Source organism: Cutibacterium sp. LaCa_255 (assembly GCF_057458005.1).
In genome coordinates, this window is sequence record NZ_CP190956.1 from 2,560,602 (window position 1) to 2,577,904 (window position 17,303).

The 17,303-nt window shown below is 63.0% G+C and carries 15 protein-coding genes; 9 read left to right on the forward strand and 6 right to left on the reverse strand.

Features of this window, described 5'->3' with window-relative positions:
* Positions 1-180 precede the first annotated feature (180 nt).
* The 3 genes from argG to ACP8ML_RS11710 all read left to right on the forward strand — a co-directional run bounded on the left by argG (position 181) and on the right by ACP8ML_RS11710 (position 3,518).
* Entirely contained in the window at positions 181-1,608 is a 1,428-nt protein-coding gene (gene argG / locus ACP8ML_RS11700) for an argininosuccinate synthase (RefSeq protein WP_171048650.1), read from the forward strand.
* 130 nt (positions 1,609-1,738) lie between these two features.
* Positions 1,739-2,203, forward strand: a complete 465-nt coding sequence (locus ACP8ML_RS11705) for a DUF4282 domain-containing protein (protein ID WP_117189502.1) — start codon at positions 1,739-1,741, stop codon at positions 2,201-2,203.
* Between the two features lie 100 nt (positions 2,204-2,303).
* Positions 2,304-3,518 (forward strand): MFS transporter, encoded by a 1,215-nt coding sequence (locus tag ACP8ML_RS11710; RefSeq protein WP_486702942.1) that lies wholly within the window; start codon positions 2,304-2,306, stop codon positions 3,516-3,518.
* A 272-nt stretch (positions 3,519-3,790) separates the two neighbouring features.
* On the opposite strand, the gene ACP8ML_RS11715 is transcribed toward ACP8ML_RS11710, so the two are convergent.
* Positions 3,791-5,938, reverse strand: a complete 2,148-nt coding sequence (locus ACP8ML_RS11715) for a cation:proton antiporter (RefSeq protein WP_486703075.1) — start codon at positions 5,936-5,938, stop codon at positions 3,791-3,793.
* A gap of 363 nt (positions 5,939-6,301) precedes the next feature.
* Between ACP8ML_RS11715 and ACP8ML_RS11720 the strand changes: the two genes are divergently transcribed.
* Together ACP8ML_RS11720 and ACP8ML_RS11725 are read left to right on the forward strand one after the other, a co-directional pair.
* Complete coding sequence (locus ACP8ML_RS11720; RefSeq protein ID WP_016666425.1) at positions 6,302-6,868, forward strand: WhiB family transcriptional regulator; 567 nt, start codon at positions 6,302-6,304, stop codon at positions 6,866-6,868.
* 74 nt (positions 6,869-6,942) lie between these two features.
* Entirely contained in the window at positions 6,943-7,698 is a 756-nt protein-coding gene (locus tag ACP8ML_RS11725) for an HAD family hydrolase (RefSeq protein WP_171048653.1), read from the forward strand.
* 52 nt (positions 7,699-7,750) lie between these two features.
* Here the strand turns inward: ACP8ML_RS11725 and ACP8ML_RS11730 are convergent, their stop codons facing one another.
* The 5 genes from ACP8ML_RS11730 to aat form a co-directional block, all read right to left on the reverse strand.
* Positions 7,751-9,076, reverse strand: coding sequence for a DUF4921 family protein (locus ACP8ML_RS11730; protein WP_117189504.1), 1,326 nt, complete (start codon positions 9,074-9,076; stop codon positions 7,751-7,753).
* Positions 9,073-10,347, reverse strand: a complete 1,275-nt coding sequence (serS, locus tag ACP8ML_RS11735; protein ID WP_117189505.1) for a serine--tRNA ligase — start codon at positions 10,345-10,347, stop codon at positions 9,073-9,075. Before serS ends, ACP8ML_RS11730 begins: the two co-directional genes overlap by 4 nt.
* Before the next feature lie 130 nt (positions 10,348-10,477).
* Positions 10,478-11,401 (reverse strand): DUF2382 domain-containing protein, encoded by a 924-nt coding sequence (locus tag ACP8ML_RS11740; protein WP_065673131.1) that lies wholly within the window; start codon positions 11,399-11,401, stop codon positions 10,478-10,480.
* Between the two features lie 194 nt (positions 11,402-11,595).
* Positions 11,596-12,525 (reverse strand): prephenate dehydratase, encoded by a 930-nt coding sequence (gene pheA, locus ACP8ML_RS11745; protein ID WP_486702943.1) that lies wholly within the window; start codon positions 12,523-12,525, stop codon positions 11,596-11,598.
* Between the two features lie 44 nt (positions 12,526-12,569).
* Positions 12,570-13,301, reverse strand: a complete 732-nt coding sequence (aat, locus tag ACP8ML_RS11750) for a leucyl/phenylalanyl-tRNA--protein transferase (RefSeq protein ID WP_486702944.1) — start codon at positions 13,299-13,301, stop codon at positions 12,570-12,572.
* A gap of 187 nt (positions 13,302-13,488) precedes the next feature.
* On the opposite strand from aat, the gene ACP8ML_RS11755 reads away from it, so the two are divergent.
* Genes ACP8ML_RS11755 through ACP8ML_RS11770 form a run of 4 tightly spaced genes read left to right on the forward strand, consistent with a single transcriptional unit; the run spans position 13,489 to position 17,135 of the window.
* Positions 13,489-14,439, forward strand: coding sequence for a metal ABC transporter substrate-binding protein (locus tag ACP8ML_RS11755; protein WP_270236964.1), 951 nt, complete (start codon positions 13,489-13,491; stop codon positions 14,437-14,439).
* A gap of 56 nt (positions 14,440-14,495) precedes the next feature.
* Positions 14,496-15,245, forward strand: coding sequence for a metal ABC transporter ATP-binding protein (locus ACP8ML_RS11760; RefSeq protein WP_065673127.1), 750 nt, complete (start codon positions 14,496-14,498; stop codon positions 15,243-15,245).
* Positions 15,242-16,183, forward strand: coding sequence for a metal ABC transporter permease (locus ACP8ML_RS11765; protein WP_270236966.1), 942 nt, complete (start codon positions 15,242-15,244; stop codon positions 16,181-16,183). Before ACP8ML_RS11760 ends, ACP8ML_RS11765 begins: the two co-directional genes overlap by 4 nt.
* Before the next feature lies 1 nt (position 16,184).
* Positions 16,185-17,135: a metal ABC transporter permease gene (locus ACP8ML_RS11770; RefSeq protein WP_117189508.1), complete on the forward strand. Its 951-nt coding sequence runs from the start codon at positions 16,185-16,187 to the stop codon at positions 17,133-17,135.
* Positions 17,136-17,303: the final 168 nt, after the last annotated feature.

Sequence of the window (17,303 nt, forward strand, 5' to 3'; positions counted from 1 at the left end):
TCACTCGGCCACCCACCCCCTCGCCTCAACGCAACCCTTCCCCCGCTCCCGTGTGGCAATCGGGGTAATGCCTACGGTCTCTGCCAGCTGAGATGGCACCACCCACCATCAGCACCAGAATCTCCACCACCTCCACCAAATCACATATCCATTTGAAAGGCTGCATATATATGCGCTAGAGTGAGCGACGTGTCCAAGGTCATCACTCAGCTTCCCGTCGGCGAGCGCGTCGGCATCGCATTCTCCGGAGGTCTCGACACCTCGGTAGCCGTCGCGTGGATGCGCGAGAACGGCGCGATCCCGTGCACCTACACCGCCGACATCGGTCAGTACGACGAGCCCGACATCGCGTCAGTGCCGGGCCGCGCCCTCGACTACGGCGCCGAGATCTCCCGACTCGTTGACTGCAAGGCAGCCCTGGTCGAGGAGGGCCTGAGCGCCATCGCATGCGGCGCCTTCAACGTCCGCTCCGCCGGGCGCCCCTATTTCAACACCACCCCGATCGGACGGGCCGTCACCGGAACCCTGCTGGTCCGCGCCATGCACACCGACAACGTCTCCATCTGGGGCGACGGCTCCACATACAAGGGCAACGACATCGAGCGGTTCTACCGCTATGGCCTGCTCGCCAATCCGCAGCTGCGCATCTACAAGCCCTGGCTCGACGAAAAATTCGTCGCCGAGCTCGGCGGCCGCGACGAGATGAGCGCCTGGCTCACCGCCCACGACCTGCCCTACCGCGATTCCAAGGAGAAGGCCTACTCCACCGACGCCAACATCTGGGGCGCCACCCACGAAGCCAAGACGCTTGAGTCCCTGCACGTCTCGATCGAGTCCGTCGAGCCCATCATGGGCGTCAAGTTCTGGGACCCTGACGTCAAGGTCGACACCGAGGAAGTGACGATCTCCTTCGAACAAGGCATGCCCGTCGCCATCAATGGCAAGGAGTACGACGACAAGGTCGCCCTCGTCCTGGAAGCCAATGCCATCGGTGGTCGTCACGGGCTCGGCATGAGTGACCAGATCGAGAACCGCATCATCGAGGCGAAGTCCCGCGGCATCTACGAGGCCCCGGGGATGGCCCTGCTGCACATCGCCTACGAGCGGCTCGTCAACGCCATTCACAACGAGGACACCCTCGCGACCTACCACAACGAGGGGCGTCGTCTCGGACGACTGCTTTACGAGGGCCGCTGGCTCGACCCGCAGTCCCTCATGATCCGTGAGTCGCTGACCCACTGGGTCGCCAGCGCCGTCACCGGGTCAGTCACCCTCAAGCTGCGTCGCGGATGGGACTACTCCATCCTCGACACCACGGGCCCGAACTTCTCGTACCATTCCGAGAAGCTGTCGATGGAGCGCGTCGAGGGCGCCGCATTCGGACCGACCGACCGTATCGGTCAGCTCACCATGCGCAACCTCGACATCGCCGACACCCGCGAGAAGCTGGAGCTCTATTCCGACCAGGGCCAACTCACCAGCCATGCCGACCTCGTCGGACAGCTGGAGTCTGGCGGCGCGGCGGCCATCGCGTCCAATGGATATGACGACGATGACGACAGCCAGAAGGCTCTCGACGCCGCCGCAATGGAATTCGGTGTCGACTGATCATTGGCCTCCTGAGTTCGGGCCGTCCGGGGTTACCTCGGACGGCCCGAATGAGTTACGCCAGCCGTTACCCAGTATTCAGAATGTGGGCTCTTGCACAGAGTCCCCCCTCAGCTGGCACACTACTGCCATGAGCAACAACACGACGCCGCACAATGACTGGAATAGCTCCGATTACCCCTCACAGCCCTACCCACAGAACAACCAGCCGTCTTACCCTTATGGGCCCGCTGGCTCCAGCCCATCGCCGTCTGACAATGACCAGAAGGGATTCTTCGGATCCCTGTTCGACATGTCCTTCAACTACTACGTGACGCCTAAGATCGCGAAGATCGTCTACATTCTGACGATCATCTGCGGCGTCGCGATGTGGATCGGCGCGATCATCACAGCTGGCGGCGTCGGCAGTGCCATCGGGGAAGCCGCTAACGACAGCTCCGGTGGCAGCGGCGTACTCGTCGTGTTCGCGATTCTCCTGGGATGGATCCCGGCATTCTTGTTCATCATTGGCGTGAGGATGCAGATCGAGTTCGTCATTGCCCTCATCAAGACCAGTGAGAACACCTCTGCTCTCCGCCGGACGTTGAATCGCTGACCCAGCCTCGAGGGGCCACACATCCCTGACGGTGTACGGCCCTTTCCATGCCCGGACTCGCCGGCGGCACTACCCAGCGAGATCGTTATAGAGTGCTTGAATGCACGGTTATCGGGATGTCATCGCCATCCGGGAGGTGTGGACGACCCTCCTCTTGTCGGCTCTCATCCGGATTCCGATTTTCAGCCTCGGAATCGTCATGAGTGTCCACGTTGTCAGCTCACTGCACCTGGACTACGTACGGGCCGGAGCCGTGACGACCGTCGTCACCGTCGCAACCATGATTTCCGGGCCGTGGAGAGGCAGCATGGTCGACCGCAAAGGGCTGCGGCGAACCATGCTTCCCTCTCTGATCATCACGACGATCACCTGGGGACTATCGCCTTGGCTGGGGTATTTCCCGCTCCTCGCACTGTGTGCCATAGGCGGCCTGTGGAACTACCCGATTTTCACTATCCCACGCCAGGTCTTGATGGTCGCCGTGCCCACGTCCCGACGCCGTGCCGCGCTGTCACTGGACTCGGTGACCGTGGAGATCTGCTACATGATCGGCCCGACGGTCGCCATCATTGCAGCGACGACCATCGGAACCCAGATCACCATCACGGCGTGTGGGTTCATCGCTGCCATCGGCGCTGCAGGGCTCATGATCCTCAACCCGGCGACCACGGAGCCGTCCGAGGCCGACCCGGTACCGCCCGCCGCACGGACCCCAGCGTCAGCGGCACCGGTCGTTCAAGCCCCTCACAATCAAAAAATGGCATGGTTGTCCCCCCGGTCGGCATCCATCCTCTTGGCTGTCATTGCGACCGGATTCTGCCTGGGCGGTATTGAACTGACGACCGTCGCAGCGATGAGGTCGATGGGCCATCCCGAGATGATCGGGTGGATACTCGCAGCCTCCGGTTTCGGGTCGGCGATCGGTGGCGTGCTGTACGGCGCCCTGCCGCGAGGGGCGTCCACGGCGCTTCTCCTCGTCTTCCTGGGCACCACGACCGCATTGCCCTCCATGTCCAGCGGCCCTGGGTCAGCTGCCATCCTGCTGTTCGTCGGTGGTGTGTTCTGCGCACCGACGATTACCTCTTCCGTCGATGCCCTGACCGACTTGGTGCCGGCGGATTCTCGAGGAACCATCATCGGATGGCAGGGATCGTGCCTCAACGGAGGCACGGCCATGGCAGCCCCGTTGATTGGCGCCGTCATGGACTCTCACGGGTGGCAGTGGGGATTCCTCGTCGCTGGCATCACCAGCGCCATCATCGGAGCACTCGTGTGGACGGCTGTCAGGATGGCGAGGAAGCGCCAGGCCGCGTAATCGCTGATCCGCCTGTCCGACAGGCCCACCCCACTGTTTCCCGATCACTGTCACCCCGAACCATCGTGGTGATCCTGCAAGCGGGCTACCCCGCTGCCACAACAGAGGGCGCCAGCCCCACAAGCGACCGGAATGACCACGGGGGGAACGGAAGGGCGGGAAGCGGGGAAAGGAAGAGGGGCTAAACGGAGTCGGTGGAACGGGCAGGGGACGACAGGTCCCATCACGGAGAAGAGCCCAAGGGCGACACAACCCCCTCAGGCCCTTCTCCCTCACCACTCGCTCGGCGAGTCCGCCGACATGGGCGACGGTCTTCCAGGACTCAACTCTTCGGCATGGGGCCGTACGGGTTCCTCATCACGCACATCGACAGTTGGCCCGAGCCCAGCCCTTTCCGCGTGGCCCGGGGTCGCACCAGATGGACCGAACCCGTCAGATCCTGCAGAAGCCGCTTTCTCCGCTGCCGCCTTGCGATCGGCGTCGATGCGGTCCCGGACTGCCTCCTCCGAGGACGGAACCGACATCGTCTGACGCTTCGGTTCCTCATCCTCGACAGGTGCAGGTTCCGGAGCATCCTTCCACTCATCGCCCAGGTAAATGATGGTGTCGCCGTCCTTCGGGCCGTTCATGTCAACGTTCGCGACATTCACCGACGACGGCTTGACGACAAACATCACGACTGCCTCAGGCATGGCCTGGCGGAACTGTTCCCAGGTCCGATTCTCGTCCAGCTCGACCCGACGCACCCTTTTCCCACTGCGCCACATCTTGTCCATCGCCGAGTGCGTTGTCGGCGGGTCGAAGGCTGTTCTCGCCTTGAGAATCTGCGCGGTACCGGTGGTCGCGTCCTCGGCGTCGCCCTCATCCAGACGCTCGAGCTGGAACACGTTAGCCCGCCCCAACGCACGCCGGTAATGCACCGATGCGATGGAGTTCGTGTCGTCGTCAGGGGTACACGCCACCATCGACGCGATTCCCGCAAGGTCCATGTCCTCGGTCGCGTACTCGGACAGGAAGTCCGCCGCCTCACACCTGAGCCCCGCTTTCCGAGCCGCGTAGAGGTCGTAGGCACGCCGGGTAACGATGAGGGTGGGGACGTCCAAATCGCGCAGGGTCTTCGCCGTATCGATGCTCCAGGCCGGGGACCCCGCAAACATCACTCCGCGCGGGCTTGCCGACGCCAGCCCCAGCTTCTCGGCGAGCCTGCCGATACCCAGGCCGTAAATGGCCACCGTGCAGACGATGACGAGGAACACCAGCGGCACGAGCCGGTCGACCTGGCTCGCCATCCCCGCCATCTGGTCAGCGAACGACACCAGCTGCTTCGCCCGCTCGGGGTCAGACTCGGCAATCTCCTCGGCCTGCTCCCTGACATGGCTGGCGGACTCGCTGAACTCCATCGCGAAGATCGACGCCACCGACGCGGCCACGATTCCTCGCGGAGCCATGAATGCCATCAGGATCCGCTCCTGACGAGTCGTCTCGGTTCGCGTCAGCCCCAACATCACCGACACCGGCCGAATGACCAGCACGAGCAGGGCGACGAAGATCAGGCCAGTAGGAAGGATGTCGCCGATCTGGGATGGCGTCACTCGTCCGGCCAGCATGATGAACAGCACCCCGACGAGCAGCACCTGCAGATGCTCCTTGAACTCGATGACGGGCTCGAGCTCGAGATTGCGCTGGTTTGCCAGGTAGATGCCCAACATCGTCACGGCGACCAGCCCGGACTCCTCACGCAGGAAGTTCGCCCCGACGCAGGTACCGACGGCGACTCCGACGAAGATCACGCCCTGCAGGAAGTCCGGAATGAGGTGACGCCTCATCATGGCCGTGACGGCCCACCCGATCGGCGCTGCGAACAGCAACCCGACCAATAGGGTCAGCGCCAGGTCCAGCACACCGTGTCCGATCGAGGACCCACCGATGCTGCTGATGGCCTGGTAGACCAACAGGGCCAGGATCGCGCCCAGCGGATCGACGACGATGCCCTCCCACCTCAGCAGGGCGCTCACCCGTCGGGTGGGCCTCAACTGACGCAAGATCGGGTTGATGACCGTCGGACCGGTGACGATGAGGATCGCGCCCAGCAGCAGGGAAACACGACCGTCGAACCCCAATGCCATCGCGGCCAGGGTGATGAGAACCCACGCGATCCCTGCGGTGACGGTGCACAGCCGAAGGATTGGCCGTCCCAGGTCACGAACTTCGCGGAGCTTGAGCCCAAGTGACCCTTCGAAGAGGATGATTGCCACTGAGAGGTTGACACCGTCAAACAGGAGTTGTCTTCCGAAGATCTCATCGGGGGTAACCCACTGTCCGAGTGCGAAACCGATCACCAGGAGGAACAGCAGCGCGGGGAGGCGTAACCGCCATCCGAGCCACTGGGCACCGACCGCAAGTGCGAGTACGAGCGCCATGTATGTTGCTGCATCCACCCGGGCACTCTAACCGGCACAGTGCCGGTTTTCCCACGCGGGAAGCGTGGGCACTGAGCGCCGGGGCCAGCAACCCCGTGGATGCCGTGGGATGTAGACGAAAGTCGAATGGATCGACGACGAGCTGTCCGAAAGTACAGATCTGGCTGTCCCGGAAGTCTCCCCCGCAATCCATCCCCAACGACAAATAACCCTGAAATGAGTACGTGCACATCCGCTTGACAAGCCTCTTTGGACGTCCAATTTGGTCACCGTCAACGTCAGATCGAGGCCCGAAAAGCACTTGTAACATCACGGCCGTTGACGTTGAAACACGCCGCCTTGGCCCATTGGAAAGGAGCCATCGTGAATCGGACGAACGATTGCGCCCTCCCGTCCTGCGCCAACCTCAGAACGGTCTTCCAGCATCCCTTGCTCGAGGGTGACAGCACTGCCGCCACACCCGACGAACAGCGCCTGGAACGCACTCTGCAGGCTCGCGCTCGAGCTGCCTGCTCCGCCTGCTCTCTCTTCGAACAGTGCCTTGAGAACGCCATCCTCGACCACGACGTCGCGGGATTCGCTGCTGGCACAACCCCGCGTCAGCGTTCTCGCATTCGCTCCTGCCTGGGGGTTCGGGTTCGTCCCGACGACTTCGAATCCTTCGCCGGGGTCATCGCTCGCGGGCATCAGGTGGCCACCCAGGACGTCGTCAGCCTCCGTCAGGCTCACCCCGACCAGCCACTGAGCTTCATCGCAGACCGTCTCGGTTGCTCGCTGTCCACCGTGAAGCGGCACCTGCGTCGGGCTCGCGACACCTCTTCGGCCCCGCGCCGCAAGACTCCTGCGAAGGTCAAGACGACCAGCCTGGCCGCCGCATACGAGTCGGTGACCGGGCGCCCGCACCCGAGCCGCGCGAGGTTGGCTGCCTGAGAAAAAGTCACGCTCTGTTCACCGCATGATCATCGCACGGTGGCAGGCTGGCTGACATGACATTCAATCCTCGTATGGTGGCCCTCGACATCGACGGGACCCTCGTCGATTTTGAGGGCGAACTTCCGGACTCGGTCCGTAAGGCGGTCGCCAAGGTCGACGTCCCTGTCGTCCTGGCGACCGGGCGAGGGCTCTTCGGAGCGATCCCCGTCCATGAGGCCCTCGGTCTGCAGGGGGGACACGCGGTGGTGTCCAACGGAGCTGTCACCGCGACGATGTCCCCCGTCGAGATCGAGTCCCAAGTCACCTTTGATCCGCGACCCATCATCGATCACGTCATGGACGTCTACCCGCAGGCGCTCATCGCGGTCGAGGAGGTCGGCGTCGGTTACCGCCTCAACCAGCTCTTCCCCGCCGGGGAACTGCAGGGCGAACTTCACATTGAGACCATTGACGAGTTGCGCTCCCGCCCGGCCCCGCGCGTCATCATCCGCGATCCGAACGGTTATGCCGACTCCTTCCGCGACCTCGCCCACAGCCTCGACCTGCACAGCGTCTCCTACGTCATCGGCTGGTCGGCCTGGCTCGACATCACTCCGGAGGGTGTGACTAAGGCCTCTGCCCTTGACACCCTGTGCCGTCTCAAGGGCATCGATCCCAAGGACGTCCTGGCCATCGGCGATGGCAACAACGATGTCGAGATGTTGCAGTGGGCAGGACGCGGAGTCGCTGTCGGCGATGCGCCCGACTCCGTCAAGGCCATTGCCGACGACGTCGCTCCCTGCTTTGCCGACGGTGGCACCGCGGTTGAGCTGGGGCGCTGGTTCTGAAATCGTCTCCCGGCCACTCAGGCCGGCTACCCTCGATCATCGGGAACCGACCTCAGTCGATCCGCCCTGCACGCAGCACCCCCGGCTCGATGTGACACTCCGCCCCGAGGTCCATCGGGGCAATTCGTCCGGTCGCCCGCGCCTCAAAGAGCTTCGGCAACAGCATCGCGGTCAGAGTCGTCGGTGAGATGGTGTTGACGTAAATCTTCGTCCCACCCTCGAACCCGGCCAGGGTAGAGATGCGCAACTTGAGGATGATCCGCCACGGCACCGGTACCCCGGTCCCTATCGGACGGTAATGCCACTCCTCATTGGCCGGCACATCATCGCTGACGGCCACGTGGGCGGCGTGCAACAGGTCCGACATGGCGTCAATCCCGTCATCGTCGACGCGCCACGGCTGGTCGGCGCGGCCCGTCGACCACACCTCGACCGAGGGGTACCTGTGACCAAAACCGACAGTCATGACAGCGCCCTCGTTACGGGCCAGCACCAGTCCGTGCTCGACCGCGAAATCTGGCCCCCAGCGATTGAAGATGCCCGGGTCTAGGACGGCCTTGGGCAGCACCGACTCGTTGTCGGCTCCCACCTCGTCAATGGCCACCAGCTGCTTGTGCAGATGATCGAATGACGCCCCGGCCGGCTTGAGCCAGTTCTGGAAGGCCACCACGTATCGGACGTGCTCGTTGTGTCGGTGCAGCTGGACCATCGAGTCGACGGTCAAGGCCATGAACGCCCGGTGCTCGTCGACGGTCAGGCTCGCCGATCCCGCGACGTCAGCCGTCGTCGTCCCCTCGTCGGTGTAGTGCCGCCTGGCGACGATGACGTCGTGTCCCCCGGCGAAGAAGGCCGCAGAGGCCTCCCGCAGCTCCTTAGGGCCGAGGTCCTCACCGCGCTGGTCCGACCCCATCGCCTTGAACTTGGCGTTGAGGACCGACCGAACATGGGCCTCTCCCCGCGGATTCGACAGGTATTCCTCCTGCCAGTCGCGCGAGGCCCGCGGAAGGTCCATTCCCCAGTTGAGTTGCCAGTACTGCCAGGACAGGATCTCGAAGAGATTGGGGATCCGTCGGAACTCCGGGACGGTGTCGTCGAGCTGATCAGCCGGGACACGGCGCATGAGGTCATGGCCCCGCACCAGACCGCCCTCCCGCTTCACCAACCGAGTCTTCTCCGGAGGGGTCGACAGCAGGTTGTCCGAGCAGAAGGCGCAGGCCGCCTGACGATCGTGCCCGGTCAGCTCCCGGGTCTGCGTGGCCGGTTTGCTCAGCGGGCGGGCCCCACGACCAGGCACCGTCCACACCTTCGTACCCGTGAACGGGTTGACCTGCTTGATGGTGCCGTCGGGCAGTTCCCGGTAGTACGGCCCGTCGCTCACTTCGGCGGCTCGATGAACTCACGCCCACCAAGGTAGGGACGCAGCGCCTCGGGCACGCGCACCGAACCGTCAGCCTGTTGGTGGTTCTCCAGCAGCATGATGATGATGCGGGTCATCGCGCACAGGGTGCCGTTGAGGGTGGCCAACGGTTCGACCCCGTCAGGTCCGCGATGGCGGATGGAGAGACGACGCGCCTGGAAGGTGGTGCAGTTCGAGGTCGAGGTGATCTCGCGGTAACGGCTCTGAGTCGGCAACCAGCCGTAGCAGTCGTACTTGCGAGCAGCCGAGAGGCCGAGGTCACCGGAGGCAACGTCGAGCACCTGGAACGGGATTTCCAGGGCCGAGATGAAGTCCTTCTCGAAGCTCAGCAGCTTCTCGTGCCAGCCCTCCGCCTCATCGGGCAGGCAGTAGACGAACATCTCGACCTTGTCGAACCAGTGGACGCGGAAGATGCCGCGGGTGTCCTTGCCGTAGGAGCCGGCCTCGCGTCGGTAGCACGGGGAGAAGGCGACGTAGCGCTTCGGGAGCTCGGCGTCGTCGAGGATCTCGTCGGAGTGGAACGCGGCCAGGGCAACCTCGGAGGTTCCCACCAGGTATTGGTCGTCCTTGGGCAGGTAGTAGACGTCGTCGGCGGCCTGGCCGAGGAACCCGGTTCCCTCCATCGCCGAGGGCTTGACGAGGGCCGGCGGGATCATCGGGGTGAATCCCCACTGCGCCGCCTTGGACATCGCCAGGTTCAGCAAGGCGAACTCCAGCTGGGCGCCGACGCCGGTGAGGACGTAGAAACGGGAGCCGGCGATCTTGGTGCCTCGCTCCATGTCGATCGCGCCGAGGGACTCGCCGATCTCGAGATGGTCCTTGGGCTCGAATCCCTCCGCGACGAAGTCACGTGGGGTACCGACGGTCTCCTTGATGACTCCCTCGTCCTCGCCACCAGCGGGAACGTCGTCAATGACAATGTTGCCGAGGGTCTTGGCGAGTTCGATGAATTTGGCGTCAGCCACGTCAGCGGCCTTCTTGAGGTCGGAGACCTCGCTGGCAATCGACTTGGTGCGAGCCAGCAACTCGGCCTTCTCGCCCCCGGACGCCTTGGCAATGCGTTTGCCCAGCCCCTTCTGTTCAGCACGCAGGTTCTCGTGGGCGGCGATGGCCTCACGGCGAGCCTCGTCAGCGGCGACGATGTCGTCGACGACCGAGGGATCCTCGCCGCGGGCGACCTGGGAGCGGCGAACGGCATCCGGATCCGTTCGCAGGAGCTTGGGATCGATCATGTCGCCGATCCTACCGGTCAGGAGCCTGCGAGGAGTTAGAGGCCAAGAGACGTGCAGGGCCCGGGTGATTCCACCCGGGCCCTGCCGACGTTGTCGTCAAGCGATCACGTCATCGCCTGAGTCCTCGACGTCACTTGTTCTTCGGCTGCTTGGCCTGATCGATGTCGATCTGCTCCTTGGCGACCTTGCCGGACACGGTCTGGGTGTCCTGAGTGGTCTCCTTGCCGATCTTGATCTTCTCGGCGGCGACGGTCTCCTTGTCGATGGTCGGACGCTCCTCGTGGGTCACGATGTCCTGGGCGCCCTCGGAAAGCTTAACGTCGTCACCGGCGACCTTCTCGTCGAGAGGAACGCGCTCGACGTGGATCTCCTCGCGCTCGACCGGAACCTCGACGGTCTCGGTGTCATGGACGATGTGCTTGCGGATGCGCACACGACCGGTCTCGACACGCTCCTTGCCAACGTTGAGGCGCTCCTCGTGGCGAACGACGGAGCCATCCTCGGCCACCGGGGACTTCTGGTCAGCAGTGGTCTGCGGCGTGGCGTCGGCGGCCTTCTCGGTCTTGGCGTCGGCAATACGATCACCGGAAACACCATTCCCAGCAACGCCCGGGTTGCCCTCCTTGTCGACGACCTTCTGGCCGGCAACGCCACCAGCAGCTCCACCGGACACACCGTTGCCCGCGTAACCCGGGTTGGCGTCCTTGGTGGTGTCCTTCTCTGAGGCGAAGGCATCGGAGTAGTAGCGGTACAGCTCGTCGGTCTCATCCTCGGAAAGGTGGCCGTCCGGGTCAACGTTCGGGGCGTCCTTCACCTTGTCCTTGGTGTAGGGAGCGCGGATCTCGTCACCAGAGGTCTCGAGGCCCTTGAACGGGACGAAGGTCTCGTTGCGTCCAAAGAGACCGGTCTTGACGGTCACCCAAGCCGGCTGGCCGGAGGCGTCGTCGAGGTAGACCTGACCGATCTCGCCAATCTTGTCACCAGACTGGTCAACAACGGTACGGTCGTAAAGAGCGTCGATATTGGCGTTCGTAGGCGTCTTGTCAGTCGGCATTCTCAAGTCCTTTCGTTTAGATTTCTACCAAATCCCATTCGGAGAGCCGAGCGGAATCGGTTGATGCCTTCAACGATACGAACCTGAGGGCCACAGTCAAATCGGCTCATGTTGCGTTAATCGCATTTAACCAAAACTCTTGTTCTGGCAACCTAGATATGTTATGGTCCCTGACCGCGACGAGGAGGCATACGTCACCATTTCCCGATGACCCCCTGGAACCACTTCTCCGCCGCCAGGTAATCCTCATCACTGAAGCCGCGGATGACGTCAGGACCCTCAGGCGACGCAAACCCCCTTCTAGAGCCGTTTGGATAGGACCCGAGGAAGATCACCTGACGGCTGATCCGATACAACCCCTTGAGCGCAGCAGCCATCCTCTCATCCGCGACGTGGCCAATGGCATCAATGGAGAAGCAGTACTCACCGAGACGATCCTTGGTTGGCCTTGATTCAATTCTCGACAAATTAATTTTGCGGAGAGAGAACTGTTGCAGGATCTCCAACAAGGCACCTGGATGATCGCTCGGGGGAACGACGACAACAGTGGTGCGATCGTCCCCCGTCCGAGCAATCATCTGCCCACTTCTCGCAACCAAAATGAATCTCGTGACGGCATCCGGATTGTCCGCAATTCCCTGTGCCACAGCTGTCAATCCGTACATCGTTCCAGCAACTTCGGCGCAGACGGCGGCATCGAAACGGGACCGTGGATCCGACACCTCCTTCGCCGCGGAGGCAGTCGACCCGCCCTGGGCGATTTCGGCGTGCTCCGGGAGGTTGGCGGCAAGCCAGTCCCGGCACTGATTCGCGGCATGAGGGTGGGTCACGACGTGACGGATCGACGCCAACGACGTCCCAGACCGAACGTAAAGATTGAATTGCACCGGAATGACGACCTCGCGAACGATTTGCAAACCACCCAGGGCAGCGAGAGTGTCCAGGGTCGCGCTCACACCACCCTCGACGGAGTTCTCAATGGGAACCAACGACGCCTCGACGTCGCCGTCGACAACTCCCTGCAATGCGGCGCCAACCGTCGCATAGGGGCGAGCGTCGACGTGGCCGAGAGTCTTGAGTGCCTGATGGGTGAAAGTGCCTGCGGGGCCGAAATATCCGTACACGCCGTCAGACTATCCACGTGGTCATCACAGTGGCCCCGACTCCGTCAGGCGGGCACTTCTCGCAGCCGATCGAGGAGCTGGACGCCATCCCACGCCGGATCATCGGGGCTCGTCCACTGCGGAGCCGGACGATCCAGGGCATCATCAAGAAGGTCAAGGTATTCCGCCCGGTCAACCTCGGTGACGCCGAGACTGGCCAGGTGCGGGGTGCTCCATTGCACGTCCAGCAATCTCGAACCGAGTTCACACACCAACCTCAACAGAGCAGTCTTGGAGGCGTCGCGCCCGTGTCGAGGGTCGTGGAACATCGATTCACCACTGAACAGTCCGCCCACACTGACGCCATAGAGCCCGCCCACGAGGCGACCCTTGTCGTCCCAGGTTTCCACCGAATGGGCCCAGCCTCGCTCATGGAGGTAGCCATACGCCTCGATGACGCGGTCATCGATCCAGGCGTAGGGACGATCCGGGTCAGCACATCGTGCGATGACGTCGCCAAAGGCGCGATCGACGGTCGTCGTCTGGTGCTTGGTCGTCTTGCGCAAACTGCGAGCGACCTTGAGATGACCGGGAAGCAGAACACCTCGATACATGGGAGACCACCACGCTGTCGCCCCCTGGAACTCCGGGGGCACCTCCTCGTCAGTGACGGGCATGGGAAAGACACCCTCATGGAGTGCCGCCAGCACCAGGTGGGGGCTGAGAGCCCCGGTGATCGCGATGAGGTCATCGTCAGGCCATTGATCCGGATCTCCGAAAAGCTCTGGAACCGTCACTGACCTGGCCTCCTGTCGTCGCGGGTCCATTGTCCACCCTCACCACGACATCGAGCGCGAACGACAATCGAGGCTCACCTGACAAACCCCCACCCCCAACTATTAGGTAAGGCTCACCTTTGCTAAGGTCTCGTCTGCTCATGTAACCGCACGAGCACACATCTCACACAACCTAGGAGCCAGGCTCATGAAGTCCTCCATCCTTCGATCGGCGGCTGCCGTCGTCGCAGCGTTGACCATGGCCGCCGGCATCGGTGGCTGTTCCACCGAGAAGTCCGACTCTGGATCCGGCAATTCCAGCAAGAAAGCTCTCAACGTCGTTGCCTCCACCGGATACCTCGGAGACGCCGTCCACAACATCGCCCCTGACGCCAAGGTCAAGGTGCTCGTCAAGCCCGGCGGCGACCCCCACACCCAGGAGCTCTCCACCGGTGACATCGAGGCCATCGAGAAGGCCGACGCCGTGGTCTGGACCGGCCATGACATGGAACACCACATGATGGACCACTTCGACAAGCTCGGAAACAAGCAGGTCCCCGCCGCTGAGTCCATTCCCGAGTCCGATCTGCTCCCCTGGGAGGAGGACGGCAAAATCGAGGGCCACGACCCCCACGTGTGGAACTCCCCCGACAACTGGAAGTACGTCGTGATTGCCACCGCCAAGAAGCTGGGCGAGATCGACAAGACCAACGCTGACACCTACAAGAAGAACGGCGAGGCCTACAACAAGAAGATCGATGAGGGGAAGAAGAAGGCCGGCGAACTCTTCAACCAGATCCCCAAGGATCGCCGCATCCTTGTCACCGGTCACGACGCCTTCAACTACCTCGGCAAGACCTACGGCATCGAGATTCACGCCACCGATTTCGTCTCCTCGGAGTCCGAGATGAGCGCAGCTCAGATGGACAACCTCGCCAAGCTCATCGCCGACAAGAAGATCAAGACAATCTTCCAGGACAACCTCAAGAACCCTGAGGCCATCAAACACCTCAAGGAGGCCGTGGCCGCCAAAGGTGGATCCGTGACCGTTTCCGACAAGCCGCTGTACGCCGACTCCCTCGGCGAGAAGGCCCCGGTCGACACCTACCTGGGCGTCTTCCAGTACAACGCCGAAACGATCACCAACGCCCTCAAGTGAGCGCAACGGTGCCGCCCATGAGCAGGTGGGCGGCACCTGTCCACAAGGAGAAGCCAATGTCCTTAGCCGAACCAGCAGCCCTCGAGGTTGACGACCTCACCGTCGCATATCAGGACAACATCGCTCTGTCCCACACCAGCCTCAGCTTGCCCACAGGTGAGGCCTTGGCCCTCCTTGGCCCCAATGGGGCTGGTAAGTCCACCCTCATGAAGGCCATTCTCGGACTCATCCCCACCCTCACCGGATCCGTCCAGATCTTTGGGAAGCCCCTCAACCAGATGCGTCGCCGCATCGGGTACATGCCGCAGGCCGCTGACGTCGACTGGGATTACCCGGCGACGGTGGGGGACGTCGTCGCTCAAGGAACCTTCGGGAGGCTCGGGTGGTTCAAGCGTCCCGGAACTGCAGAGAAGCAGATCGTCCGGGAGTCGCTGGAGACCGTCGGCATTGCGAAATATGCCGACCGGCACATCACTGAACTCTCCGGTGGGCAGAAACAGCGGACCTTCATGGCACGCATCCTGGCCCAGCGTCCCGACTTCTTGTTCATGGACGAGCCCTTCGCCGGGGTCGACGCCGCCAGCGAGCGCACCCTGATGTCAGTTCTTGACATGCTCGTTTCGGAGGGGAAAACACTCGTCATCGTCCATCACAATCTCGCTAGTGTGGCCGACATCTGTACCTGGGCGTGCCTGCTGGCCGAGGGGAAGGTGGTCTCGGTCGGCCCTCTCGCCGAGGCCTTCACCACCGAGACGGTACACACCGCCTACGGCATCAGCGACGACATCTTCACGGGGGCACGATGAGCGCCCTCATTCTTGCCGAGATCGTGCCTGCCTCGGAGTTCTTCGGCAGCTACACCTATCGGACGATGCTCATCGGCACGGTCCTCATCGGATTGTTCTCTGGCGGGCTGGGGTGCCTGCTCTACCAGCGCAAGCAGTCCCTGTTGGCCGACGTCATCGGCCACTCCGCGATAGCCGGGGTCGTCGGGGCCTTCATCGTGTCGACAGCGGTGTTCAACGTCAACGGCCGCTCCATGGCCACCTTGACCATCGGCGCCGTCATCTCCTCAGCGCTCGCGGCCCTGCTGGCCAACGTCATCAGCGCCCACTCCCGTGTGAGTATCGACGCGGCGATGGCAATCTGCCTGGCACTTTTTTACGGCGGTGGCATGGTCGGGCTGCGCATCATCGCCCAGTCCACCCTGCCCAACCGTCAGGGGATCAACACCTACCTCTTCGGCAACGCGGCCACTCTGACGACTGAGGACAACATCGTCATCCTCGTCTTCGGACTCATCGCGGTCGGAGTAGCGGCATTCACCTGGCGTGGGCTGACACTTTTCATCTTCGATCCAGTCTTCGCGACGATGTCCGGATACTCCGGGCGGACCGTCTCGACGATTCTGTTCCTCGTGACGACGACATCCATCGTCATCGGGGTCAAGACCGTGGGACTCGTACTCATGATCGCCTTCGCCATCATGCCGGCGGCCGCGGCTCGGTTGTGGGTGCGACACATGCACACCATGATCGTCCTCGCCGCGATCCTGGGAGCGGTCTGCGGAGCTGCCGGCTCATACCTGGCCGTGTGCATGGGCCGGGTGCCGACCGGACCGGTGATCGTCGTCGTGCTGTTCGTCGTGTTCGCCTTCTCGATGCTCTTTTCTCCGCATCGGTCACTGACCCAGATCCGGGTGTCGCGGCGCCGCGCACTGGCGGCACAGGCAGAGGGGAACTGACATGCCACTCATCACGTCCATCCTGCTGTTGGCCATCGTCACGGCTGTCACCTGCTCGGTACCCGGGATCTTTCTCGTGCTGCGCCACCAGTCGATGCTCGTCGACGCGATGTCCCACGCGGTGCTGCCGGGTATCGCCATCGGAGCGCTGCTTTCAGGGTCATTGAACTCCCCGCTGCTGGTTGTCATCGCCACCCTCATGGGGTTGGTGGTCGTCATTGGTGCCGGGTGCCTGGCCCGCACCGGACTGGTCACCGGCGATGCCAGCCAAGGGCTGATCTTCCCGGTGCTGTTCTCCATCGGTGTGATCCTGCTGTCGACGGTGCTGACAGAGGTTCACATCGACGAGTCGACGATTCTCGCTGGCAACATCAACTTGCAGGCACTATCGGTGAATCACATCGTGTTCGGGACGATCGACATCGGCCCCATCACGATGTGGAAGGAGATCGTGGTGTGTGCCATCACCGCGATCGTCCTCTTCGCGATGCGGAGGGTGCTCGCGGTGGCGACCTTTGACCCGCAGCTTGCTCGCACCATGGGCCTGCCGGTCCGACTGACCAACGGAATCCTCATGTGTCTCATCGCCCTCACGGTGGTGGTGTGCTTCGACGCGGTGGGGTCGATCCTCGTCGTCGCACTCATGATTGCTCCGCCGGCCACCGCGCTCTTGATGGCGAAGACCCTGCGTCGGATGGTGGGGTGGACCATCGTCGTGGCGGTGGTTTCGGCCATTGTCGGATTCGAGCTGGCAAAGATCTGGGACCTGGCGACCTCGTCCATGATGTCGGCGGTCTCCGGTGTGGTGTTCCTGGTTGTGCTGGCCGGTACGAACATCGCGACGCGCATTCGACAGCGTTCCCTGGCCAAGAAACCAGCCCCGACCGAGGTTCATCCTCGCGACAGTCGGGCAGTGTCGACCAAGGCGGTTCCCGACGCTGTACTGTCCTGACGTCATGCCGGGCGACTGACGATCGTCGTCGGTTGCCCGGGTTGTTCGCACGAGCTGGTTACACGGGTCGGTTGCCCGAGCCCGTCGTGCTCCTCAATTGCCCAAGGTGGTCACGCCCACTGCCCGCACTCGTTGACTGCGCGGTAATTTTTGTCAGCCGAGGTCGAG

Excerpts from the sequence above, each read along its gene's own strand:
- ACP8ML_RS11705 (WP_117189502.1), top strand. The coding sequence starts at position 1,739 with ATGAGCAACAACACGACGCCGCACAATGACTGGAATAGCTCCGATTAC.
- ACP8ML_RS11710 (WP_486702942.1), top strand. The coding sequence starts at position 2,304 with ATGCACGGTTATCGGGATGTCATCGCCATCCGGGAGGTGTGGACGACC.
- ACP8ML_RS11715 (WP_486703075.1), bottom strand. The coding sequence starts at position 5,938 with ATGGCGCTCGTACTCGCACTTGCGGTCGGTGCCCAGTGGCTCGGATGG.
- ACP8ML_RS11725 (WP_171048653.1), top strand. The coding sequence starts at position 6,943 with ATGGTGGCCCTCGACATCGACGGGACCCTCGTCGATTTTGAGGGCGAA.
- serS (WP_117189505.1), bottom strand. The coding sequence starts at position 10,347 with ATGATCGATCCCAAGCTCCTGCGAACGGATCCGGATGCCGTTCGCCGC.
- ACP8ML_RS11740 (WP_065673131.1), bottom strand. The coding sequence starts at position 11,401 with ATGCCGACTGACAAGACGCCTACGAACGCCAATATCGACGCTCTTTAC.
- ACP8ML_RS11755 (WP_270236964.1), top strand. The coding sequence starts at position 13,489 with ATGAAGTCCTCCATCCTTCGATCGGCGGCTGCCGTCGTCGCAGCGTTG.
- ACP8ML_RS11760 (WP_065673127.1), top strand. The coding sequence starts at position 14,496 with ATGTCCTTAGCCGAACCAGCAGCCCTCGAGGTTGACGACCTCACCGTC.
- ACP8ML_RS11765 (WP_270236966.1), top strand. The coding sequence starts at position 15,242 with ATGAGCGCCCTCATTCTTGCCGAGATCGTGCCTGCCTCGGAGTTCTTC.
- ACP8ML_RS11770 (WP_117189508.1), top strand. The coding sequence starts at position 16,185 with ATGCCACTCATCACGTCCATCCTGCTGTTGGCCATCGTCACGGCTGTC.